The following is a 23,035-nucleotide window of genomic DNA, read 5'->3' on the forward strand; positions in this document are numbered from 1 at the left end:
CTACCTCAGCAACTTGAGGAAATCCACTTGTCCCGTGCCGGGGTACCTGTTGTCCACGACGGGCTCGGACGACGTGTGCTCGATGCCGGGATCGTCGTCCGGGGCTTCGTTGCCCTGCTTGTTGCCGGGCAGGTCGGCGCTGCCGCAGTGGTTGAGCGGACTGCCGAAAGGAATCTGCCCGAGCAGGCCGGCGGCGCTCCCGGTGCCGTGCGTGGCGGCCCCGTTCGCGGCCATACCCGGCCCGTTCATGCAGGTGTTGTTGTGGGACGGAGACCCGATGACGATGATCCCACCGGCTGACGCGGGTCCCGCACCGGCCAGTGCCGCCGCTGCTGATGCGGCCATGACCGCGCTGGCTGTGAGTGTTCTGTGGCTGGCCATGGGCTGAGAACGACGGCCGGGCCGGTACGTCATCTTCGATGCGCCAACTGGCCTCTCGCGGGCGCGGGCGCCAGGGGGACCAGGGGGAGGAGGGTCTTCCCTCAGGTCATGAGGCCGCCACAGCCCACAGGAGTGGCGGGGCACGCAGGAACCGGGCCGCGATCACAGCGGCTGCGGCAGCAGACGCAGGGCCAGTGGCCGGGTGAGCGGGCTGTGGGACAGCCGGATGGCGGCACGGCGGACCCGTGCGACGTTGCGGTTGGCGGGCAGGAACAGGTGCTGCATACGGCGTGCCCGGTCGGCATGGTGGCGGGCCGTGGGGCGGGTGCGCCGCTCCCACTCGGCGACCGATCGGACGAGCGGGCGCCCGTCCCGTACCGCGACCGCGTCCGCGAGACTCGCGGCGGCCTCCACGGCCAGGCAGGCACCGTACGCCGAGTACAGGCTCAGGCTCCACGCCGCGTCGCCCAGCAGGACCACCCGGCGGTCCGTCCACCGTGGCATCCGGATCTGGCTGACCTGGTCGAAATGGACGGTTCCGGCGGCTTCGGCCGCGTCGAGCAGGCCGGGCATCAGCGGGCCCGGATAGTCGCCGAAGACCCGGCGCAGTACAGCGGCCGAGGGCTGCCGCAGCTCGGCCTCCGGGTCGTCGCTGCGGTACAGGAAGTACGCGACGGGGCCGCAGTCGCGGAACCCGGCCACCCATGCGGCGCGTCCCGCGTCGGGCATGACGGCGGTGTCGCCCGTGGCCAGTCCCGCCAGTGGCCGTCCGACCATGCACGCGGCGACGACGTGCCCGAAGTCGTACCGGTAGGCCCGCTCGGGGCCGAAGGCCAGGCGGCGTACCGCCGAGTGGCTGCCGTCCGCGCCGATGAGCAGGTCGGAGCGGATCTCGGTGGCGTCGTCGAGGGTGGTCAGCACATGGTCGGGGGCCTGGCGGACACGTACCGGTGAGCGGCCGTACCGTATCGGGACGCCGTCGGGCAGGCGGTCGTGGAGCGCGGCCTCGATGTCACCGCGTAGCAGCGTCAGGGAGCGGCGGCGCGAGTCGGCGGGCAGGCGCATGCCCGGCAGCGTGCGCCCGTGGCGGTCGATCTCGAACCACCGGCTGTCCGGGCCGAGACGGTCCCGCAACCGGTCGGTCACCCCCAGGCGGCGTGCCGCACGGTAGCCGTCACCGCGGAAGAAGACCAGGTAACCGCCTCTGCGGCGGGCCGGGGCCCGCTCGACGATCGTCGCGTCCCAGCCGGCGGCGCGCAGAGCCAGCGCCGCGGCCGTACCGGCTATGCCGGCACCGATGATGAGGGCGTGCGGGCGGGCCGTGGGAGCAGGCATGGGACTGTGGACCTCGGGCGTCGGGGATTGTGGTCTTCTGGCGTCGGGGCGGCCGGACGGGCGGGACGCCGGGCTCAGTCCGTACGGAGCCGGGCCTGACCGGCGGCGTGACCGGCGGTGAGCGGCTGCTGCCGGCCGGAAGCCGCCGCGTGCCCTGCCGGAGCGCCCGCCACCGGAGCGCCGGCCTCCGCGTCCGCCGCGTCCGCCGTACCCGTCACATCCGCCGTGGCCGCTCGCGCGGCGGCCGCGTCGACCAGGGAACGCAGCGCCGTGGTGAACTCCGAGGGCACGGCCAGCTGATCGAGCAGGCCGTGGGCCTGCCGGTGCAGGCCGTCACGTACCGCGAGCGTCGCGGCCTGCACGGCGGGGTCCAGGAGCATGGCCTTGATCTCGGCCCGGCCGTCGGGGCTGTCGGCCGCCTCCCGCACGAGCCGGAGGGCCCGCTGCCGTTCGTCGCCGGAGAGCCGGCGCAGGGCGCACACCAGGCGGTAGGTGGCGGTGCCGTTACGGATGTCCTCCTCCCGCTCGTCGCGCAGGTCCTCCTCGTCGTTGCGGAACTGCAGGAGCGTGCCGACCACGTGTCCGAACGTCCGCCACGCCCCGACCGCCGCGTCGTCACAGCCGGCGATCCGCGCGGTCATACCGCAGGCCATGGCGTACGAGGAGCCGCTCTTGTGCTCGTACGTCGTGAGTACGGTCTGCGGGTCGGCCGTCGCCGCGGTGTTGAGCAGGTCCCTGATCTGGCCGTCGTTGGTCAGGGTCCAGCCGTCGAGATAGTCACTGACCAGGCGTTCGCGCAGGGCGGCGGGGAGGTCGAGGGCGGCGAGGGCACGCAGCGGCAGCCCGTGGCCGCATTCGAGCGCGGCCATGAGGGCGGGCCCGGTGCCGACCCCGTACATCGCGGCGCCCGCGTCCCCGTCCGCGATGTCGTCGAAGGCGTTGGCCGCCCGCCACCACAGTGCGTGGGCGGCGGCAACGGGCACGGCGGGCTCCGGGACGCCGGTGATGGCCGCGTGGGTCAGCAGCGGCAGCGCGGTCTCGTTCCGCTCGTGACGGCCGTGCTCGATCACCTGCCGCACGGCGGTGCGCAGCGGTCCGCAGGCGTCCGGATAGTCGGCCAACTGCCGGTCGATGAAGGCGGCGACTTCCGGCAGCAGTCGGGCGATCACGTCGTCGGCCCGTGCCGTCGTGCTGGACATGCGTACCTCCGGTGGGACGAACTCAGAAGGTGCTGCTCCGTCAACTGGGCTGGTTCGGTTCCACGTTCGGCTACCCGGGTCCTCCTGGCTCATGCGCGGCGGCCCTGCCGCCCCGCTTCGGGTCCTCGATGCCGCCCACCGGCGGTACGCCGACGGAAGGGAGGCGGCCGCAGATCCACCACTGCTTCGGCGACGAGCAGAGTCTGGTCCTGGTCGCCATCGACCAACAGGCCGTCACCGAACGCGCTGCGGCAACGCACTGTGCTGGACGGCCTGGCCGGCACCGAGGCACTGACGGGAGTGGTGCGACGAGGCGGCGGGCCGGCAGAGCACGGCGGCCTAGGCCGGAAGCCGGAAGGCCAGCGCCGCCGCGCCGGCGGAGACGGCTGCGATGGCCGTGGCCGTGAGGGCGAAGGCGGTGGCGGAGGCCGCTCCGGAGTCCACGAGTCCGTAATAGATGAGCCCGAGGAGGCAGACGCCGACCGCGGCGGCTGTCTGCTGGACGGTGGAGACCACGCCGGACGCCGAGCCCGCGAAACGTTCCGGCGCGGTGCGCAGCGTCGCGGTGAGGGCCGGAGTGATGAACAGCCCCTGGCCCGCGCCGACGACGGCCAGTGAGCACAGCAGCCAAGCCGACTGCCCGGCCAGAGCACTGCCGGCGGCTGCCGCGTACCCGAGGGCGGCCGCGCAACCGCCCCAGACGAGCAGGTGCCGCGAACTCACCGCGCGCAGCCGCGGGACGAGCAACGACAGCACGGCGAAGAGACCGGCCAGGGGCAGCATCGCGCTGCCCGCCTCCATCGGCTCCCAGCCCAGGCCCTGTTGCAGATGAAGCCCGAGGACGAGGAAGAAGGCGTTCAGGCCGCTGTTGAACAGGGCGATCAGCAGCAGGCCGGTGGGAAAACGGCCCGCCAGGAGGGCGGGTGGCAGCAGCGGCGCCCGGTTCCGGCACTGGGCCCGGCGTTCGTGGAACGCGAAGGCGGTGCCCGCCGGCACGGAGAGGCCCAGGCACACCCAGACCCACCAGGGCCAGCCCAGATCCCGGCCGAACGCCGGCGGTACGGAGAAGGCCGCCAGCGCCACGGCGCCGAGCAGCAGCCCCGTACCGTCCAGGCTCATCCGCCCGCGTCCGCCCCGTACGGCCACGAAGGGCAGCGCGCACAGGGCCGCCAGCCCGATCGGGACGTTCACCCAGAACACCGAACGCCAGCCCAGGCCGAACACATCGGCGCCGATCAGCCAACCCCCCAGCAACTGCCCGGACACCGCCCCCAGCCCCATGACGGCTCCGGCCGCTGCGAAAGCCGCCCGCTGCTCGCGCTCTCGGAACAGGGTGCGGGCGGCGCTGTAGACCTGCGGTACGAGCAGTGCCGTACCCGCGCCCTGTACCAGCCGGGCCACGACGAGCGCTGTAGCGGTGGGTGCCAGCGCGCACGCCACCGAGGCGATGACGAACACGGTCATGCCCACCGCGAAGACGCGGAAGATGCCGTACATGTCGCCGAGGCGGCCGCCCGTGATCAGGCCCAGTGCGTAGACGAGCTGGTAACCGGCCAGCACCATCTGCTGCTGGCCGTCACCGGCGCCGAGGTCGCGGGAGAAGGACGGGACGGCCACGACGACGATGAACACATCCAGGTTGGCCAGCAGCGTCCCGCACAGCATGACCGCGAGCGCGGCCCAGCGCCGCGCGCCGGGGACGGGTGGGGGTGATGGTGGGCGTGGGGGTGATGGCGAAGACGGGGGCGGCTCGGATGTGAGCGGTTCCGTCCCGGGCCCCTGCGGCCCGCACTCCCCCGCCCTGAAGCCTTTTGTCCCGGAACCTTCCGTTCCGGTCTCTTCCGTTCCGGCCCCTTCCGTCTCGGACGGCCCGGTCGTCGGTGATCGCTCCGTCATGCTCCCAGCCTGGCCCATCGCACCGAGGAAACGGCGGATCTCACCGCCCGGGCTCCGTCTACCCGGGCGGACCGGCAACAGTCGAAGCAGTACGGCAGCAGCCGGAGCGGACCGGCAGCAGTCGTAGCGGTGCGGCGGACGCCGCATCCGGCCGGTCCGACCGCCCCTTCCCTGGCCGGACCAGCCCCGCCATGCCCGTCAGTCCCCCGCCTCCGCCAGGCGCCGCAGCAGCGGTTCGACCTCGGCGAGTTGGCGGATCTCGTCGGGCCGCAGCGCGACGAGGCGCTTGGCCAGCACCTCGGCCTCGCCGCGTGCGACGTCGGCGAGCGCGGTCGCGCCGCGTTCGGTGGCCAGGACGCGGCTCGCCCTTCCGTCCGCGGGGTCGGGTTCGCGGCGGATCAGACCGGCGGTCTCCAGCCCCAGCACGGCCGCGGTGGCGGTCGGCTGGGAGCAGGGGACCCAGGCGGCGATCTCTCCGATCCGGGAGGGGCCACGCTGCGTCAGCATGGCCAGGACGGCGAGTTGGGTCGGCTGGATGCCGCCCGCGGCGGCGGCCCTGCGCAGGCTGCGCGTCAGCCGGTGCAGGGAGATCACCAGTTGGAGTGCCGCATCGTCACCGATTGTCATCGCTCAGCCCATCCCGCCGCCCGGTTCGGGTCAGGAAAGGGTAAGGCGGGGCCGGTAGATGTCCAACCACAGGGCCAGGTCCAGGGTCTTTTCGAGGCCCTTCCGGGACGCCTGGGTGATCTGCGGCGCGGCGTGGTCGACGGCCCGCTTGAGCCAGGCGCGGTCGACGATCTCGAAGACCGGGTGCGAGGAGCTCGACAGGAGGTCCTTGGCGTGCTGCTGGAGCGCGACCGCGTACTTGGGGTCCTGCGTCGACGGGTACGGGCTCTTGACCCGGTCGTACACCGACTTCGGCAGGACGTCGGCGGTGGCCTCGCGCAGCAGGCTCTTCTCGCGGCCGTCGAAGGACTTCAGCGCCCACGGCGTGTTGTAGACGTACTCCACCAGCCGGTGGTCGCAGAACGGCACCCGCACCTCCAGGCCGACGGCCATGCTCGCGCGGTCCTTGCGGTCGAGCAGGATGCGCACGAACCGGGTCAGGTGCAGGTAGCAGATCTTGCGCATCCGGTACTCGAAGTCGCTCTCCCCGTCGAGGCGCTGTACGTCCTTGATCGCGGTCCGGTAGCCGTCCTGCACGTACGAGCGCAGGTCGAGGGAGTCGGCGAGTGCGGGGACGAGGATGTCGCCGTCGTCGCCGAAGTGCTCGGCGACGCGCACCAGCCAGGGGAACGTCTCGGCGCGGCGGGCCTCCTCGTCGAAGAACTGCTTGTAACCGCCGAACACCTCGTCGGCCGACTCCCCGGAGAGGGCGACGGTCGAGTGCTGCCGGATCGCCTTGAAGAGGAGGTAGAGCGAGGCGTCCATGTCGCCGAAGCCCATGGGTATGTCGCGCGCCCGGATGACCTTCGCGCGCACCTCGGGGTCGGCGAGGGCGTCCGAGTCCAGGACGATGTCCTGGTGGTCGGTGCCGGAGAGGCGGGCCACGTCGTGCACGTACGGCGTGTCGGGGGTGGCGCGCAGGTCGTCGGCCACGAAGTGTTCGGTCTGGCCGACGAAGTCGACGGCGAAGCTGCGTACGGTCTCCCCCACGTCGCCCAGTTGACGGGCGGCCAGCGCGGTCATGGCGGAGGAGTCGAGGCCGCCGGAGAGCAGGGTGCACCGGGGGACGTCGGAGATGAGCTGGCGGCGGACGATGTCGTCGAGCAGCGTACGCACGTGGGCCACGGAGGTGTCCCGGTCGTCCTCGTGGGCGCGGGCCTCCAGCGACCAGTACACGTGCCGGCGCAGGCCGCCGCGGTCGACGGTGACGACCGTGCCGGGTTCGACCTCGTACATGCCGTCCCACACGGCGTGGCCGGGCGTCTTGACGAAGGCGAAGAGTTCGCGGACGCCGTCGAGGCCGACGCTGCGGTCGGCGAGCGGGTTGGCGAGGATCGCCTTGGGCTCGGAGCCGAACAGCACGCCGTCGGACGTCTCGTAGTAGTAGAACGGCTTGATGCCCATCCGGTCGCGGACCATGACGAGCCGCTGGCGCTGCTCGTCCCAGACGGCGAACGCGTACATGCCGTTCAGCCGCTCGGCGACCGCCTCGCCCCATTCGAGGTAGCCGCGCAGCACGACCTCGGTGTCGGATTCGGTGCTGAACCGGTGTCCTCGGGAGGTGAGTTCCTCGCGCAGTTCGCGGAAGTTGTACGCCTCGCCGGAGTAGACGATGGCCACCGGGCTGCCGTCCGCCTTCTGCGCGGTCATCGGCTGGCGCCCGCCCGGCAGGTCGATGATCGCGAGGCGGCGGTGGCCGAGAGCGGCCGGTCCCTGCACCCATGTACCGCGGTCGTCGGGCCCGCGGCAGGACATCGTCTCCGTCATCGCGTCGACGGTCTCCTGCTCGGAACGCAGGTCACGATCGAAGGAAATCCAGCCGGTGATGCCACACATGCCATGTCCTCCTGTGTCCGGCCCGGGAGGCGGTCCGCCCGGCAGCGGCCAGCCGTGCGCGGGCACGGCGGAGCCCGGCGGCGCTACGCCCTCGCGGGTCAGTTGTATCGAGCACCTATATAACGAGGGTGTTCCTCGCGATGCCGCTCCGTCAACCTGCCCGTAACACAGGGCGACCCGCCCAACGCAACCCGCCGCCCGGCGACTTGAGGGCTCGACACGGGTTCTGATCTGCGGGTTCGGTGGGTGGGGCGGACCGGGGAGGGCCCGGCGGATGAACCGCTGCTTACGACAATGTGGGGAAGGCTTTACCCGGGGCGCGCGGCACGGCCGGCGCGTGTCGGGGCATGGGCCGAGCCCGGGTTGGGGACGGGTGGGCGTGACGGCAGGCGACGGGTGATGCGGCGTACGCCGAACCCAACGGCATGGTTGGGCGTGGGGCGCAGCCATACCTGGCGGCGTGCGTGGTCGCGACGGCGGCCGACCGGTATCCCGGCATGGGCAGCCGTGACCGCACAAGCAGCCGCGACGGCATCGTTCCGGCGCCGCCCGGGCCCGCTACCTGCGGAAGACGTGCAGCGCCCTGCCCAGCACACCCCCCACCCGGCGGATGAAGCCGCGCCGGCGCCGGGGCAGGGTGATGTCGCCGGCGGCCCGCCAGTCGGCCGCCTGCGCCACCATCGCGGTCAGGCTCCGGTAGAAGGCCGAGGACCGGTCGGCCCCGTCCAGGTCGGCCCACGTCAGTATGTGCGAGAGGACGCCGTCGTACTCGTGGTACGGGCGGGCCCGCATGTGGTCGGTGAGCTTGGTCCGTATCGTCCGCTGCCGCTCGGGCGTCAGCCGGGAGGAGGGCAGTTCGTCCAGCAGCCGCCGCACATTGCCGACGACCAGGTCCACGAAGGCGTCGCGGCGCCGTGCGTCCACCCGCCCCAACCGGGCGTTCTGGTGGTCCTCCTCACGCCCGGGTGTCTCGGTCCCCACCCGGGCGTCCTCCGCCTCGGACAGCCGTGGCACCCGGAAGTTCAGCATCCGGGAGTCGTACGCCTGGTTGACCGCGACGTGGGTCAGCTCGTGGACCAGCACCGCTAGGTGATCGCTGCGCGACATGCCCGGCGGGTAGTCGTAGGAGACGGCGTAGCGCCCCTGGCCGAGGTCGCGCGTGTTGCCGCCGCCCGCGCCCGCCGTCCGATCGAAGCCCGCCCGGTTGACGTGGCCGAGCAGTTCCCCGAGCAGGCGCTGGACGTACGGGTCGCGGGTCTCCCGGGCGTAGTCGTGCAGCAGTTGCCGGTCCTGTGCCGTCGAGTCGTCCGCCACGATGCCCTCCGCTCGATGTGGCCTGGGGTGCGGTGGGCGGCCGCGCCGGCGTGCGGTGCCGCAGCCGTCGCACCGCACCGGTGGCGCGGTGACGCGTGCTCACGCGCCAGTCTGCTGAGTCCCGGCCGCCGCGCGGTATACGTAAACCCGCCTCACCACCTGCCTCTGCCCCACCCCCGGCCACATCTCCCCTGCCCCGTTGCTCCCTGTCCCCGTGTCCCACCTCCCCGTACCCCGGCTCCCCCGTGCCGGGTCCCCCGTGTCCCACCTGGCGGTGGTCAGACGCCCGTGCTGCCGTCGATGCGCTCCCGTATGAGGTCGGCGTGACCGCAGTGGCGGGCGTACTCGGCGATCATGTGGGAGTAGATCCAGCGCAGGCTGACCTCGCTGCCCCGGAACAGGCCGGTGTCCTCCAGCGCGTGGGCGGCGCAGTTCTCCCGGGCACGCTCCATCTCGTCCTGCCATATGAGGCGGGACTTCGCGTACGTGGCGTCCTCGTCGAGCCCGAAGCCGCGGTCGGCGGGCTGTACGTCAGCGTCCGAGCTGAAGATCACGGGGGCGTCCTCCCCGGTCAGGACCCTGCGGAACCAGGTCCGCTCGACCTCCGCCATGTGCTGGACGAGGCCGAGCAGGGTGAGCGGCGAGGGCTCCGCCGACGCTTCACGGAGCTGCTCTTCCGTCAGGCCGTCGCACTTCTGGGCGAGGGTGGCGCGGTAGAAGTCGAGCCAGCTCTCCAAGGTGGTCCGCTCATCGGCGACCACGGGCGGGAAGGTGCGGTCAGGTGTGCTCATGTCCGTCAAGAAGGTACGTCCAGGTGTGCTCATGTGCGTCATGGTGGCACGAGGGTCTGACAACGCCGCTGGCCTGGGCGTCTACGCACCCCGCCGCGATCGCTCGCAGCGCCGTCGGGTGCCGCTGGTACACGGCCCGCCCCTCGGCGGTCAGCGCCAGCCGATCAGTACACCGTGCCGGGCCCCGAACCCACGGCGCACGATCCGCTGCCGGGCGACAGACACCGAGAGACCGGACACGAGGACGGCGTTGGCCTGCGCGATGGCCACCGCGGCGGCGGAACGCACAGAAGCGTTTCAGCCATCCACAGCATTTCAGTCAGCCGCCGGAGTCGGCAGAGGCAGTTCGGTCCACACCGTTTTGCCGTCCCGGGTGTGGCGGGCGCCCCAGCGGTCGGTGAGTTGGGCGACCAGGAGGAGGCCGCGGCCGCCCTCGTCCGTGCTGTGCGCGCGTCTGAGGTGGGGGGCGGTGCTGCTGGGGTCGGAGACCTCGCAGATCAGCGAACGGTCGCGGATGAGCCGCAGGGTGATCGGGGTGCCGCCGTACCGGTAGGCGTTGGTGACCAGTTCGCTCACCACCAGCTCGGCGGTGAACGCCAGCTCCTCCAGGCCCCACGCGGTCAGTTTGGCGGCCGTGACCTCGCGCGCCTCCGCCGCGGCGGTCGGTTCGGCTTGCAGTTCCCAGGAAGCGACGCTCTCCGGTGGCAGCGCGCGCGTACGGGCGACGAGCAGCGCGACGTCGTCCCGAGGGTGGACGGGCAGCAGCGCGTCGACCGCCGCCTTGCAGCAATCCTCCAGGCGGCGGGCAGGCCGCTCCAGCGCTTCGCGCAGCAGTGCCAGCCCCTCGTCGAGGTCCCTGTTGCGCACCTCCAGCAGCCCGTCGGTGTAGAGGGCCAGCAGGCTGCCCTCGGTGAGTTCGAGCTCGACGGACTCGAACGGCAGGCCGCCCAGTCCGAGCGGCGGCCCCGCGGGCAGGTCGGGGAGGCTCATGTGCCCGTCGGGGTCCACCACGGCGGGCGGTACGTGGCCCGCGCGGGCGATGTTGCAGCGGCGGGACACCGGGTCGTACACGGCGTACAGGCAGGTCGCGCCGATGACCTGCGGACTCTCCGGGCCGCCGCCGGCCGACTCCTGCTCCTCGGCGAGGCGGTTGACGAGGTCGTCCAGGTGGGAGAGCACTTCGTCGGGTGCGAGGTCGAGGTTGGCCAGCGTGTGCACCGCCGTACGCAGCCGGCCCATCGTGGCCGCGGCGTGCAGTCCGTGCCCGACGACGTCGCCGACGACCAGGGCGACGCGGGCACTGGAGACCGGGATGACGTCGAACCAGTCGCCTCCGACGCCGGCCGCCGGGTCGGCGGGGAGGTAGCGGTGGGCGACCTCGACGGCCAGCTGTTCGGGCAGTTCGCGTGGCAGCAGGCTGCGTTGCAGGGTCAGTGCCCCGTAGTGCTCCTGGGTGTAGCGGCGGGCGTTGTCGATGCAGATGGCGGCGCGGGAGACGAACTCCTGGGCCAGTACGAGGTCGTCCTGCTCGAACGCCTGCGGCCGTTCGGCCCGCCAGAAGCTCACCAGGCCGAGCACCAGGCCGCGGGCGGCCAGCGGCACCACGATCAGGGAGTGGGCGCCCAGGCTCAGGGCCCGTTGCGAGCGTTCAGGGTCCTGGATGTACCAGCCGGTGCTGTGGGCCAGGTCCGGTTCGAGGATGGGCTGCTGCGCGGTGAGGCACTGGGCCTGGGGCGTACCGGGGGCGAAGCGGAACACCTCGCCCTCCGGGTACATCACGTCCAGCCCTTCCGGTACGACGGACCGTACGGCCGTACGGTGCACCGGCACGTACGTCCCCCGGGTGGGGTCCTGGCCGCGGGTGACCGGCTCCAGCAGGTCCACGGAGACGGCGTCGGCGAGGTCGGGGACCGCGACCTCGGCGAGTTCCCGGGCGGTCTGCGTCACGTCCAGTGTGGTCCCGATGCGCGCGCTCGCCCGGTTGAGCACCGCGAGCCGGTGCTGGGCCCGGTGCCGGTCGGTGACGTCTTCCACCATTTGGGTGACGCCGAGCACCGCGCCGGAGGCGTTCCGCATCCGGAACGCGGACACCGACACCACCCGTTCGTGGCCGGGATCGGCCCGCAGGCGGCAGGACTGCTCGGTGAAGATCAGCGGTTCGCCCGTCTCCAGCACCCTGCGCAGCCGCTCCTCGATGGTGGCCACGTCCGGGTCGATCAGGAAGTCCGCCATCCGCAGGCCCCGGTGTGCCGCGGCCGGGCGCCGGCTGATGCCCGCGATGGCCCGGTTGATGCGGAGGATGCTCAGGTCGGGGGCGTGCACGGCCAGGCCGATCGGTGAACGCCGGAACAGGCCGTCCAGGACCGAGCGGTCGATCTCCCACTGGGCGACCTCGGCCGCGGGCGCGGCGACGACGAACCACTCGTACCGGGAGCCGCCCCGGGCGACGGGGCGGACCCGCAGGCCCAGCTCGACGCGCTGCCCGTCGCGGTGCCGCACCGGCAGGAGTCCTGACCAGCCCGCTTCGCGCCGCGCCACCGCGACGGCCTCCGTGGCGGCGGTCCGGCCCTCTTCGTGGAGCAGGCAGGCGTCCGCCCGCTGCCCGAGCACCTCCCGCGCCGGATGGCCGAGAAGGGCTTCGGCGCGCTCGCTCCAGCCCACGACGGTGCCCTCGTCGTCGAGCACCGCCGAAGCGGCCCGGCTCAGCGCAAACGGGTCCTCCGGCCGCTCGGTGAACTCCGGCACCGGTGCGTCCATCGCTTCGCCCCTTCGACTCGCCGACCGGGCCCTGCGCCGTCATCCCTACGGCGACTCCTCAGGGTGACCCCGAGACCATGGTTTGAGCAGCTGAGCCCAGTATCGTTTCGGCCCGCCCGCCCCGCGCCCCGGGCGGCGAGCGGGACGCCGGTTCACTCGGCCGAGTGGGTGGCGGGGCGGTGGCGGACGTCGGCGGGTGCGGCCCGCGGGGCCGGCCGGTCCGGGCCGTACCCGCCGCTTATTCAGGGGCCGTGCCGCGACGGGCACGGTGCGCCGCGACGTCGAGGCGGTTGCCGCACAACGCCGGCGTGCAGTAACGCCGCCGGCCCGCCTTGCTCGTGTCGACGAACATCCCGTCGCACGTGGGCGCGGCGCAGGGCGGATGCGGTCGTGGGACAGGGTGCGCAGGACGCCCAGCAGGCCGGCGCCGGTCACCGCGGCCAGTTCGTCGGCGAGCGAGGAGCGGGGTCCGGTACCGGCATACCACTGCCATCGGCCGTCCGCGTCGCGCTCCATGGACACCTGCAGGGCCGCCCGTCCGAGCAGCGCGTTGGCACCGTCGGCGACGCGGTCCTCGCTGCCGGACTCCAGGAGTGCCCGCAGTTCCCGGCGCAGCGCGAGGACGTGTTCCAGGTCCTCCCCGGCCGGACGGCCTGCCATCAGCCGATGTCCGAGGCGGCCGTCGCTGCCTACTGCGCCCCTGGGCGGGATTCGAGGGCCGGCAGCGCTGGGTGGACCAGGTCTGCGCCGTCCGCCACGAGGACACCCGCGACGTCGTGGCGCGGCTGGGCGAGGTCACGACGCCCACCCTCGTGCTGTGGGGTGCCGAGGACCAGTGGCTGCCGCCCGCCACCGGCGACCGGCTCGCCGCCGCCGTACCCGATTGCCGGCGCGGGCCACGTCTCGCCCGAGGACCGGCCCACGGAGACGGCCGAGGCCCTGGTGGAGTTCTTCGCGCGGACGGGAGGGAGGGTGAAGGGGAGGCGGCACGGCCGGAGGTCGGCCGACGCCGGTAGGCCGACGCCGGTAGGCCGACGCCGGTAGGCCGACGGCAGAGGGCAGTAGGCAGGAGGCAGTGGCCGACCGGTGTCGTGATCTGTGCGGAACAGCCGCTCCTGACAGGGCCCACCCGGCAGGATGAGGCCCATGAAGATGGCTGACTTGGGCGCCGTCGCCGCTCTGCTCCTGGTGCCCGTCACGCTCGTGGCGGCGTGGTGGGGCAAGCGCGGCGCCGAACGGGCGGCTCGGGCCGCGGTCGTGGCGGGGCGGCACCAGGCCGACGCGTCCGTGGAGGCCGTACGGACGCAGGGGCGCGACGAGGACGAGCGGTGGCGGCGTGGCGCGCTCGGTGCGGCGTGCGCTGAGTTCCTCCGTGCCGCCGGTGCCCTGGTGCGGACGGTCGAGCGGCTGCCGGGTGTCGGCCACGGTCAGCGGGAAGCGCTCCTCGCCGACCACGCCATGGCGGTGGAGGACGCTTACGCCCCGCTGGAGCTCATCGCCCCGCCCGTGCTGCTGGCCCCGGCCGAGCGCCTTCGGTCGCAGTGCCGGTATCTGGGGCGCCTGGCCGTCGACCGGGCGGTGCTGCGTGCCGCGCTGGAGGCGCTGGAAGGCGGTTGGTGTCCCGGTGACCCGGAGGACTGCGAAGACGACCGCCACGGCGCGGCATGGACGGCGTGGACCATCCTTCAGGGGTGGCCCGACCAGGACGAGGAGGAGAGGTGGGAGGGCCGGGGCCTGCTGGAGTACTGCCTTGCGGAGAGCCGTGCCCTCTCCGGCGAGGAGGCGGCTCGGGTTGTCGCGCTCGCCGACCGCCGCCCCGCTGCCTGGTCCCGCATGATCGGGGGTCTGGTCCGGGATCCGCTCATCGAGCAGGCCGAGTCGGCCCGTGAAGCCTTCATCGCCACGGTGCGGGAGACCGCGTTCCTGAACGACGCGTCGTTCAGCGGCGCCTTCCCCCCTCCAGCCGCAGCACCGTCACCGAGTACGCCGGGAAGGTGTGGGTGAAGCGCGCGCCGAGGCCGCTGAGCGGAACGGAGCGGGGTGTCACCGCGGTGGGGGCGGTGAGTGTGTTGGTGGCTTCCGGGCCGGGGCCGGTGAGGATTTCGGCCCGGCCGGTGGTCGCGATGTCCGGTATGCCGTCGACCCGTACGGGGGTGGTACGCGGCGTGCCGCCGGTGTTGACGACGGCGATGTACAGCCGTCCGGTGTGGCGTTCGCGCGTGGTGACGGCGCTCAGGCCCGGCAGGGCGCGGGTCCTGGTGGGCAGGACAGTGTCGCCCCGGTGGGTGCGCAGCAGTTGCTGTGCGTAGGAGCTGGGTGAGTGGTAGCTGGTCAGGCCGTCGTAGGCGATGAGGTTGGTGGCCCAGGTGTTGTCGCGTACGTGGCTGAACAGGGGCGCGTAGCACTCCATCACCACATGGTCGCTGTTGCGGATGATGCCGGTGAGCCAGGCGGCGTCGCCGAGCGCGGCCCGCAGGTTGGGGGTGGGACGTCCTTCCTGCGCCGCCCACTCGCCCACGAAGACCTTCGGGGTGGCACGGTCGCGCCGGTCGTAGAAGTGCGCGCCGGCCGCGAAGGCGGCGGGTGAACGGTAGTAGTGCTCGTCGATGAGGTCGCAGGGGCGGCTGCGGACGGGGGTGGTCGCGATGAGTTCCAGGTGGGGGTGGGTGCGGGTGAGGGCGTCGTGGAAGGCCGCGTAGCGCTCCTCGTAGGAGCCGGAGGTGTCGAACCAGTCCTCGTTGCCGATCTCCACGTACCTGAGCGGGTACGGCGCCGGGTGGCCGTCGGCGGCGCGCCGGGCGCCCCAGGGGGAGGTGGCGGGCCCGGTGACGTACTCGATCTGGTCGAGCGCGTCCTGGATGAAGGGGCGCAGGGCGTCGCCGGTGGCGTGTTCGCCCTTGAGCGAGTAGCCCGCGTACACGCACAGCACCGGCTCGCAGTCCAGGTCCTCGGCCATCTGGAGGTACTCGGGCAAGCCGAGTCCGTCGGTGGACCAGTAGCCCCAGGCGGAGTTGCGGTGGCCTGGGCGCTGTTCGACGGGGCCGATGGTCTTCTTCCAGTCGAAGCGGTCGGCGATGACGTCGCCTTCGAGATAGTTGCCGCCGGGGAAGCGCAGGAAGGCGGGGCGCAGCGCGGCGAGTGCGGCCATCAGGTCGGGCCGCAGGCCGTTGGGGCGGTCGCGGTGGGTGGGCGGGAAGAGGGAGACCTGGGAGAGCCACAGGGTGCCGGTGGTGCCGGTGGTGCCCGCGGTGGTCACCGTCAGGCGCGCGTCGGTGGTGTGCGGGGCGGTGGGCGGGGTGCGCAGGGTCAGGTCGCAGCGGTGCCAGTCGTGGCCGGGGGCCGGGGCGGCGGCCCGCGCGTACACGGTGCCGTCGGTGCCGGTGAGGGCGAGGGTGAGCGGCCCGGTGGTGCCGTCGGCCTTGGCGAAGTACGAGGCGCGGTAGGTGGTGGCGGGGCGTACGGGGATGCCCCAGTACCCGTCGTTGGCCGTGCCGGAGCCGGGGCCGCGCACGGTGATCCGCAGGGACCGGGTGAGCGCTTCGTTGAGCGGTGCGGTGGGGTCCAGGGCGATCGTGGCGCCGCCCAGCGGGCTCCAGTGCAGCGGGGTGCGCGGGTCGGCCATGAAGCTGCGGTTGTTGACGAGTTCGGCGTACAGACCGCCTTCGCCGCTGTGGTTGATGTCCTCGAAGAAGATGCCGCCGAGCCGGGGCGGGACGACGGGGCCCGGCCGCCGGGCGTCGACGGCCAGCAGTGGTGTGGTGTCCCGTTCCGGTGCGCCGGCCAGCCGGGCCACCTGCGCGCCGGTCAGCGCGGTGTCGTAGCAGCGTACGTCGTCGACGCCGCCCTGGAAGTGGTCCGCCTCGGCGCCGGCGAACAGACCGCGTCCGACGGTGGTGGCGCCGGTGGCCCGCCAGCCACCCGGGGCGGGCACCTCGCCTTCCGGTACGCCGTCGACGTACAGCCGTAAGACGCCTGCCGCGGCGTCGTCGACGCCCGCCAGGTGGTACCAGCGCCCCGGTTCGGGGGCGGATCCCGCGCCGGCGACCGCGGCGGCGCCGTTGGCGTCGGCGGCGTCCCTGGGCAGGCGGGTGAAGGCGAAGGCCTGGGTGTCGTCGCGGAATTGCAGGTAGCAGGCGCTGACGGCGGTGCCGTCGATGGCGACGGCGGTGCGGTAGCCGCCGGTCGCGGTGAGGCGGACGCGGGCGGTCACGGTGAAGCCGTGGGAGGTGTCAACGGCGGGTCCGGCGGCGGTGGCGCAGGCCCGTCCGGCCAGGGCGAGACCCGGTCCGGTGTGTCCGCTGCCCCAGGCGGCGCCGCCGCGCAGGGTGAGGGTGCGGCCGTGGCCGGAGCTGTCGGCCGCGGTGGTGCCGTGTCCCTCGCCGAAGTCCCAGTGGGCGGCGGGGGCGGGCAGCTCGGGCCCGGGGGCCGCGGCGGCGGGCGGCGCTGCGCCGGTGCGCAGGGCTTCGGTCAGGGCCGTGGCGCCCAGTGCGGCGATCACGGCTCTTCGTCCGGGCCCGTCCGGGACCGGTTCCGGACGGAGGTGCTCAGTCACCATGGGATCCCTCTCCCCTCGACCACGTTCGGCCTGTTGCCGCATTTACTGTTCGGTATCTCGAACGCCGTACGGGATGCCGCGCATCTAGCGAGGGAGGATGCGCCCCGGCCCGCGCCGCGTCAACACCCGGCGCAGCGGCAGCACCTGACCCGATCCGGTGAACGGCGGCGATCCCCCGCGCGCCCATTGACACCGTCCGACGGCGCTCATTACGGTCACGCCACCATTTCGGACGCGTGACGAAATATCGAACACGATGGAGGGTCATCTCCCGTGCGCATCACCGGTATCAGCACGCACGTCGTCGGCACCCCCTGGCGCAACCTCACCTACGTACAGGTCCACACCGACGAAGGCCTCACCGGCGTCGGCGAGACCCGGATGCTGGGCCGCACCGACGCCCTCCTCGGCTATCTGCGCGAGGCGGCGGAACACCACGTCACCGGCTCCGACCCGTTCGCGGTCGAGGACCTGGTGCGGCGCATGAAGTACGGCGATTACGGGCGCGCCGGGGAAATCGTCATGTCCGGCATCGCGTGCGTGGAGACGGCGTGCTGGGACATCAAGGGCAAGGCGCTCGGCGTGCCGGTCTGGCAGCTCCTCGGCGGCCGGGTGCGGGAGCGCGTCAAGGCGTACGCCAACGGCTGGTACACCACCGAACGCACCCCGGAGGGGTACCACGCCGCCGCCCGCGCGGTGGTGGACCGCGGGTACCAGGCGCTGAAGATCGACCCGTTCGGCACCGGGCACCTCGAACTCGACCCGGCGGCCACCCGGTACGCCGTCTCGCTCATCGAGGCGGTACGGGACGCGATCGGCCCGGACCGGGAGCTGATGGTGGAGATGCACGGGCGGTTCAGCCCGGCCACCGCCGTACGCCTGGCCCGCGAACTGGCGCCGTTCGACCCGGCGTGGCTGGAGGAACCCGTACCACCGGAGAACCTCGAGGCGCTGGCCAAGGTCGCCGGCAAGGTGGACGCACCGATCGCCACCGGGGAACGCATCCACGACCGGGCCGAGTTCCGCGAGGTGTTCGCGTCACAGGCCGCCGACATCGTCCAGCCGGACGTGGGCCACTTCGGCGGCATTCTGGAGACCCGCAAGCTCGCCGCGACCGCCGAGACGCACTACCTGCTGCTCGCCCCGCACAACGTGGGCGGCGGCGTGCTGACCGCCGCGTCCCTCCAGCTCGCGGGCTGCACCCCCAACTTCAAGATCCTGGAGCACTTCAACGACTTCGCCGACGCCGGGATCAAGCAGGTGGTCAAGGGCGCTCCGGAGGTGGTGGACGGCTACTTCACGCTGCCCGACACGCCCGGTCTGGGCGTCGAACTGGACATCGACGCGGCGGCCGAGTTCCCGCAGCGGCCCGCCCGCTTCGACCTGTGGGCCGAGGGGTGGGAACGGCGCGATCCGGACGCCGGGCCCCGGTGACCGCCGTCGCCGTGCCCGCACGCACCCGCTCGGTCCTCGTCGAACGGCCCGGCAGCCACCGCCTGGTGAGCGCCCCCACCCCGTCCCCCGGCCCGGGCGAGGCGCTGGTGCGGGTGTCGGCGGCGGGGCTGTGCGGCAGCGACCGCGAGGTGTACGACGGCGGACGGCCGGGCCCGTACGTCCGTTACCCCCTCGTCCCCGGCCACGAGTGGTCGGGCACGGTCGCGGCCGTCGGCGACGGCGTGCCGCCCGGGCTGACGGGCCGCAAGGTCGTCGGCGAGAACTTCCGTACCTGCCTGACGTGCGAGCGCTGCCGGGCCGGTGACACCTCGCTGTGTGCCGCCGCGTACGACGAGACGGGCTTCACCCGGCCCGGCGCGTTCGCGGACACCCTGGTCGTACCCGCCCGACTGCTGCACCCGCTGCCCGACGACGCCGACCTCGCGGCCGCTGCACTGCTGGAACCGGCCGCGGTGGCCGCCGCTGCCGCGCTGGCCGCCCGCGCGGTGCCCGGCGACCGCGTCGCGGTCCTGGGCGCGGGCGCCCTCGGACTGCTGGCCGTACGGTTCCTGGCCGCCGTCTCCCCCGCCGAGCTGATCGCCGTCGACCCGCGCCGGGCGCGCGCCGAACAGGCCCTGGCGATGGGCGCGACCGGCAGTTGCTCCCCCGGTGGCGCACCCGGCGGCTTCGACGTGGTGGTCGAGACCGCGGGCGCGCCCGGCACCGCGGCAGCGGCGGCTGAACTCGCGCGCCGGGGCGGCCGGGTGGTCCTGGTCGGGCTGCCGGGGACCGGTGCCCGGGGCCTCGACCCGGCGCGGCTGGTGACCGACCACCTCACCGTATGCGGCGTCTTCGGCGCGCCGTCCGCCGCCTGGACCCATGCGGTACGGGTGTTCGCCACGGGCCTGCTGGATCCGGCGCCCTTGATCACCCACACCTTTCCGCTGGAGCGCTGGGGCGAGGCCGTCGCGCTCGTCGGAAGCGGTGATCCGACGGTGGGGAAGGTCTTGGTGCGCCCGTCGGCGTGAAGGCCTGTGCCCTGACGGTACGTCCGGCCCCTCGAACATCACCCGGCATCCCGAACAAGGAGCCTCATGCCCAAGCCGATACCCCTCTCCCGGCCCCTTCCCTTCCGCCACCCGGCAGACCACGCCCTCGCGCCGCTCGGCCACGCCGCCCCCGCCGACGATCCCGCCGACGCCTCCCCGTACGCGTTCCCCGACGGCGGCACCTGGCGCACCGAAGTGCCGTCCGTGGAGGGGCCGGAGGTGCTGGCCGCGGCCCTAGCGGAGGCCGGGCGGCTCGGTGTGCCCGTCCACCGTGTCAGTCAGGGCAGCGGTGTCTGGATGCTGACCGACACCGAGATCACCGAGATGCTCGACGCCTGCGCCGCGCACGGTACGGAGCTGTGCCTGTTCACCGGGCCGCGCGGCACCTGGGACGTCGGCGGCGGTGCCGGGCCGCGCGCCCGGGGCCAGGAGGCGGTGGCCGGCTGCGTCGAGGACGCGCTGCGCGCCACCGGCCTGGGCGTGCGCTGTCTGCTCGTCGCCGACGAGGGCGTGCTGTGGCTGCTGCACCGGCTGCGCGCGGCCGGCGCCCTGCCCGCCGGGACCACCTTCAAGGTCTCCGCGCTGATCGGGCCGGTCAACCCGGCGTCGTACGAGATCTACGAGCGGCTCGGCGCCGACTCCCTGAACGTGCCCAGCGACCTCACCCTGGACCAGCTCACCCAGATCCGCCGCGTCTCCCGCGCCCCGATGGACTTCTACGTCGAATCCCCCGACGACCTCGGCGGATACGTGCGGATGTACGACGTGGCACAGCTCGTCCGGCGCGGCGCGCCCCTGTACCTGAAGTTCGGGCTCAGCCGCTCCCCCGTGCTGTACCCGTACGGCGCGCAGCTGCGCGCCGCCGCCCTGGACTGCGCGCGCGAACGGGTGCGGCGCGGACGGCTGGTGCTGGACCTGCTGGCCCGGCTCGGCGCCGACGGCCGCATGTCGCCGCCCGGCTCCCGGCTGCCGGGCGAGCTGCGCCGCTTCCCCGTACCGGAGGAGGCCGGGCGACCGGCGCCGTACGGACCCCTCGCCCCCGAGGAGGCCCGGTGACCTCCCCCGTACACATACCCCGCCGTACCGCCGTGGCCGCCGCGCTCGGGCTGGGCCTCGGACTGGCCGGGTGCGGGCAGGAGGCGAAGGGCGGCAGCCGCTACCGGCCGGAGGGCACCGGCGGCACCGTCGGGATCGCCATGCCGACCAAGTCCTCCGAACGGTGGCTGGCCGACGGCCGCCACATGGCCCGGGAGTTCGCGGCCCGGGGCTACCGCACGGATCTCCAGTACGGCGACGACCGGGTGGAGAACCAGGTCGCGCAGCTGGAGAACATGGTCGCCAAAGGGCACCGGCTGCTGGTCGTGGCGGCGATCGACGGCTCGGCGCTCACCGACGTACTGCGCCGTGCCAAGGAGTCCGGGGCCGCGGTGATCTCGTACGACCGCCTGGTGCTCGGCACCCCGGACGTCGATTACTACGCCTCCTTCGACAACGCCCGCGTCGGCCGGCTCCAGGGCCGCTACATCACCGACGCGCTGCGGCTGGACGCCCGCGAGGGCGCGCGGTTCACCATCGAGCTGTTCGCCGGGTCGCCCGACGACAACAACACGCAGTACTTCTGGAACGGCGCGCTGGCCGAACTGCGCCCGTACCTGGACCGCGGACAGCTCGTGGTGCGCAGCGGCCAGACCGCGCTGAACCAGGCGACCACGCTGCGCTGGGACGGCGGTACGGCGCAGAAGCGGATGGACGACCTGCTGAGCAAGCACTACGGCGCCACCCGGCTGGACGCGGTGCTGTCCCCGTACGACGGCATCTCCATCGGCGTCATCTCGGCCCTGAAGAGCGTCGGTTACGGGTCCGCCGGCCCGGCCGTACCCCGTCGTGACCGGGCAGGACGCGGAGCTGGCGTCCGTGAAGTCCATCCTGGCCGGGCAGCAGACGCAGACGGTCTACAAGGACACCCGCAAGCTCGCGCGGCAGGCGGTGCTGATGGGTGACGCCGTACTGCACGGCAGGAAGCCGCAGGTCAACGACGCGAAGACGTACCACAACGGGGCCCGGGTGGTGCCCGCCTACCTCCTCGACCCGGTCAGCGTGGACCGCCGCAACACCCGGATCCTCGTCGAGGAGGGGTACCTGAAGGCCGCTGACCTGGGTGGTGCCCTGTGAGCGGGCCCCGGGACGCGGAAACCGTGCACACGGACGCGCCCGTGCTGGAGATGCGCGGCATCACCAAGACGTTCGGCGGTGTCACCGCGCTGGACGGCGTACGGCTGACCGTCCGTGTCGGGGAGATCCACGCCGTCTGCGGGGAGAACGGCGCGGGCAAGTCGACCCTGATGAAGGTGCTCAGCGGCGTGTACCCGCACGGCAGTTACGCAGGCGAGGTCCGCTTCGACGGCGACCGCTGCGCGTTCCGCGACATCCGGGCCGGCGAGCGCCGCGGCATCGTCATCGTCCACCAGGAACTGGCGCTGGTGCCCTGCCTGTCGGTGGCGGAGAACATTTTCCTCGGCAACGAGCGGGCCCGGCGCGGTGTCATCGGCCGGTACGAGACGCTGCGGCAGGCGTCCGCGCTCCTGGAACGGGTGGGCCTGGCCGAGGACCCGCGCACCCGCGTCGCCGGCCTCGGCGTCGGCAAGCAGCAGCTGGTGGAGATCGCCAAGGCGCTGGCCAAGGACGTCCGGCTGCTCATCCTCGACGAGCCGACCGCCGCGCTCAACGACACCGACAGCGACCACCTCCTGGACCTGGTGCGCCGGCTGCGCGACCAGGGCGTGGCGTGCGTACTGATATCGCACAAACTGGGCGAGATCCGGCAGGTCGCGGACACCGTGACGGTGCTGCGCGACGGGCGCACCGTCGAGACGCTGACCGTACGGGATCGGCCCGGCGACCCGCCGGCCGTCCCCGAGGAGCGCATCATCCGCGCCATGGTCGGCCGCGGCCTGGACCGGCGCTTCCCGCCGCGCACCCGCTACACGGGTCCTGACGCGGGCGAAGCGGCGCTCACCGTCGAAGGATGGACCGTGCACCACCCCGCCGACCAGCGGCGCAAGGTGGTGGACGGCGCGTCCCTGCACGTGCGGCGCGGTGAGATCGTCGGCCTGGCCGGGCTGGTGGGCGCGGGCCGCACCGAACTGGCGATGAGCGTCTTCGGCCGCTCCTACGGGCGGTACGCGGGCGGCACGGTGCGGCTCGGCGGGCGGCCGGTCGTCCTGCGTACCGTGCCGCAGGCGGTGGCGCACGGCCTCGCCTACGTCACGGAGGACCGCAAGACCTACGGCCTGAATCTCCTGGACACCGTGCACCGCAACATCTCGCTGGCCGCGCTGCCCCGGCTGGCCCGGCGCGGGGTGGTCGACCGGCACGCGGAACGGCGGGCGGCCGAGGACTTCCGTACGTCGCTGGGCATCAAGACCCGCACGGTCTTCGAGCGCGTGGGCTGGCTCAGCGGCGGCAACCAGCAGAAAGTCGTGCTGGGCAGGTGGCTGCTGGCCGATCCGGACGTGCTGATCCTCGACGAGCCGACGCGTGGCGTGGACGTGGGCGCCAAGTACGAGATCCACACGGTGATCGGGCAGCTGGCGGCCCGCGGCAAGGCGGTGCTGGTGATCTCCTCCGAACTGCCCGAACTGCTGGGGCTGTGCGACCGGCTGTATGCGATGGCGGCCGGGCGGGTGACCGGCGAACTGGCCCGCGCGCAGGCGTCGCAGGAGGCGCTGATGCGCCTGATGACCACCGAGCCGCCGGGGCCCCAGGAGGCGCCGGGTCCCCCGAGGGCCGTCCCCCTCCCCACCACGGACGAGAGTTGAGGCA

At 73.2% G+C, this 23,035-nt stretch carries 17 protein-coding genes and 1 pseudogene; 6 read left to right on the forward strand and 12 right to left on the reverse strand.

The window, feature by feature from the left end:
* From ACZ4Z1_RS00410 to ACZ4Z1_RS00460, 11 genes are all read right to left on the reverse strand, one after another.
* Positions 1 to 345, reverse strand: a complete 345-nt coding sequence (locus tag ACZ4Z1_RS00410) for a hypothetical protein (protein WP_468484351.1) — start codon at positions 343 to 345, stop codon at positions 1 to 3.
* Positions 346 to 543: 198 nt separating this feature from the next.
* Entirely contained in the window at positions 544 to 1,716 is a 1,173-nt protein-coding gene (locus ACZ4Z1_RS00415; RefSeq protein WP_468484352.1) for an FAD-dependent monooxygenase, read from the reverse strand.
* Positions 1,717 to 1,790: 74 nt separating this feature from the next.
* Complete coding sequence (locus ACZ4Z1_RS00420; protein WP_468484353.1) at positions 1,791 to 2,915, reverse strand: polyprenyl synthetase family protein; 1,125 nt, start codon at positions 2,913 to 2,915, stop codon at positions 1,791 to 1,793.
* 339 nt (positions 2,916 to 3,254) lie between these two features.
* Entirely contained in the window at positions 3,255 to 4,580 is a 1,326-nt protein-coding gene (locus tag ACZ4Z1_RS00425; protein ID WP_468484354.1) for an MFS transporter, read from the reverse strand.
* Between the two features lie 429 nt (positions 4,581 to 5,009).
* Positions 5,010 to 5,438, reverse strand: a complete 429-nt coding sequence (locus ACZ4Z1_RS00430; protein ID WP_468484355.1) for a MarR family winged helix-turn-helix transcriptional regulator — start codon at positions 5,436 to 5,438, stop codon at positions 5,010 to 5,012.
* A gap of 30 nt (positions 5,439 to 5,468) precedes the next feature.
* Positions 5,469 to 7,313 (reverse strand): asparagine synthase (glutamine-hydrolyzing), encoded by a 1,845-nt coding sequence (gene asnB / locus ACZ4Z1_RS00435; protein WP_468484356.1) that lies wholly within the window; start codon positions 7,311 to 7,313, stop codon positions 5,469 to 5,471.
* 558 nt (positions 7,314 to 7,871) lie between these two features.
* On the reverse strand, positions 7,872 to 8,627 hold the full coding sequence (locus tag ACZ4Z1_RS00440) for a hypothetical protein (protein ID WP_468484357.1): 756 nt from the start codon (positions 8,625 to 8,627) through the stop codon (positions 7,872 to 7,874).
* A 278-nt stretch (positions 8,628 to 8,905) separates the two neighbouring features.
* Positions 8,906 to 9,418: a DinB family protein gene (locus tag ACZ4Z1_RS00445; RefSeq protein WP_468484358.1), complete on the reverse strand. Its 513-nt coding sequence runs from the start codon at positions 9,416 to 9,418 to the stop codon at positions 8,906 to 8,908.
* Positions 9,419 to 9,568: 150 nt separating this feature from the next.
* The gene (locus ACZ4Z1_RS00450; RefSeq protein ID WP_468484359.1) at positions 9,569 to 9,706 is read right to left on the reverse strand and encodes a hypothetical protein; all 138 of its coding nucleotides are present in this window, start codon (positions 9,704 to 9,706) and stop codon (positions 9,569 to 9,571) included.
* A gap of 27 nt (positions 9,707 to 9,733) precedes the next feature.
* Positions 9,734 to 12,175 (reverse strand): SpoIIE family protein phosphatase, encoded by a 2,442-nt coding sequence (locus ACZ4Z1_RS00455; protein WP_468484360.1) that lies wholly within the window; start codon positions 12,173 to 12,175, stop codon positions 9,734 to 9,736.
* 238 nt (positions 12,176 to 12,413) lie between these two features.
* Positions 12,414 to 12,668 carry a CGNR zinc finger domain-containing protein gene (locus ACZ4Z1_RS00460; RefSeq protein WP_468484361.1) on the reverse strand — a complete coding sequence of 85 codons (255 nt, stop codon included), beginning with the start codon at positions 12,666 to 12,668 and terminating at the stop codon, positions 12,414 to 12,416.
* A 653-nt stretch (positions 12,669 to 13,321) separates the two neighbouring features.
* On the opposite strand from ACZ4Z1_RS00460, the gene ACZ4Z1_RS00465 reads away from it, so the two are divergent.
* Positions 13,322 to 14,179 carry a hypothetical protein gene (locus ACZ4Z1_RS00465; RefSeq protein ID WP_468484362.1) on the forward strand — a complete coding sequence of 286 codons (858 nt, stop codon included), beginning with the start codon at positions 13,322 to 13,324 and terminating at the stop codon, positions 14,177 to 14,179.
* On the opposite strand, the gene ACZ4Z1_RS00470 is transcribed toward ACZ4Z1_RS00465, so the two are convergent.
* Positions 14,115 to 16,727 (reverse strand): alpha-L-arabinofuranosidase C-terminal domain-containing protein, encoded by a 2,613-nt coding sequence (locus ACZ4Z1_RS00470; RefSeq protein WP_468484363.1) that lies wholly within the window; start codon positions 16,725 to 16,727, stop codon positions 14,115 to 14,117. The genes ACZ4Z1_RS00465 and ACZ4Z1_RS00470 overlap by 65 nt on opposite strands.
* Before the next feature lie 276 nt (positions 16,728 to 17,003).
* On the opposite strand from ACZ4Z1_RS00470, the gene ACZ4Z1_RS00475 reads away from it, so the two are divergent.
* The 5 genes and pseudogenes from ACZ4Z1_RS00475 to ACZ4Z1_RS00495 all read left to right on the forward strand — a co-directional run bounded on the left by ACZ4Z1_RS00475 (position 17,004) and on the right by ACZ4Z1_RS00495 (position 23,031).
* Positions 17,004 to 18,164, forward strand: a complete 1,161-nt coding sequence (locus ACZ4Z1_RS00475) for a mandelate racemase/muconate lactonizing enzyme family protein (RefSeq protein ID WP_468484364.1) — start codon at positions 17,004 to 17,006, stop codon at positions 18,162 to 18,164.
* A gap of 11 nt (positions 18,165 to 18,175) precedes the next feature.
* Complete coding sequence (locus tag ACZ4Z1_RS00480) at positions 18,176 to 19,192, forward strand: zinc-dependent alcohol dehydrogenase (protein ID WP_468484365.1); 1,017 nt, start codon at positions 18,176 to 18,178, stop codon at positions 19,190 to 19,192.
* A gap of 66 nt (positions 19,193 to 19,258) precedes the next feature.
* Positions 19,259 to 20,269, forward strand: a complete 1,011-nt coding sequence (locus tag ACZ4Z1_RS00485; RefSeq protein WP_468484366.1) for a hypothetical protein — start codon at positions 19,259 to 19,261, stop codon at positions 20,267 to 20,269.
* Positions 20,266 to 21,385 (forward strand): annotated as a pseudogene (chvE, locus tag ACZ4Z1_RS00490) (multiple monosaccharide ABC transporter substrate-binding protein). Before ACZ4Z1_RS00485 ends, chvE begins: the two are co-directional and overlap by 4 nt.
* A 50-nt stretch (positions 21,386 to 21,435) precedes the next feature.
* Entirely contained in the window at positions 21,436 to 23,031 is a 1,596-nt protein-coding gene (locus ACZ4Z1_RS00495; protein ID WP_468484832.1) for an ATP-binding cassette domain-containing protein, read from the forward strand.
* The last annotated feature ends 4 nt before the right edge of the window (positions 23,032 to 23,035 follow it).

The sequence above is a fragment of the Streptomyces sp. NPDC030165 genome (assembly GCF_055573595.1).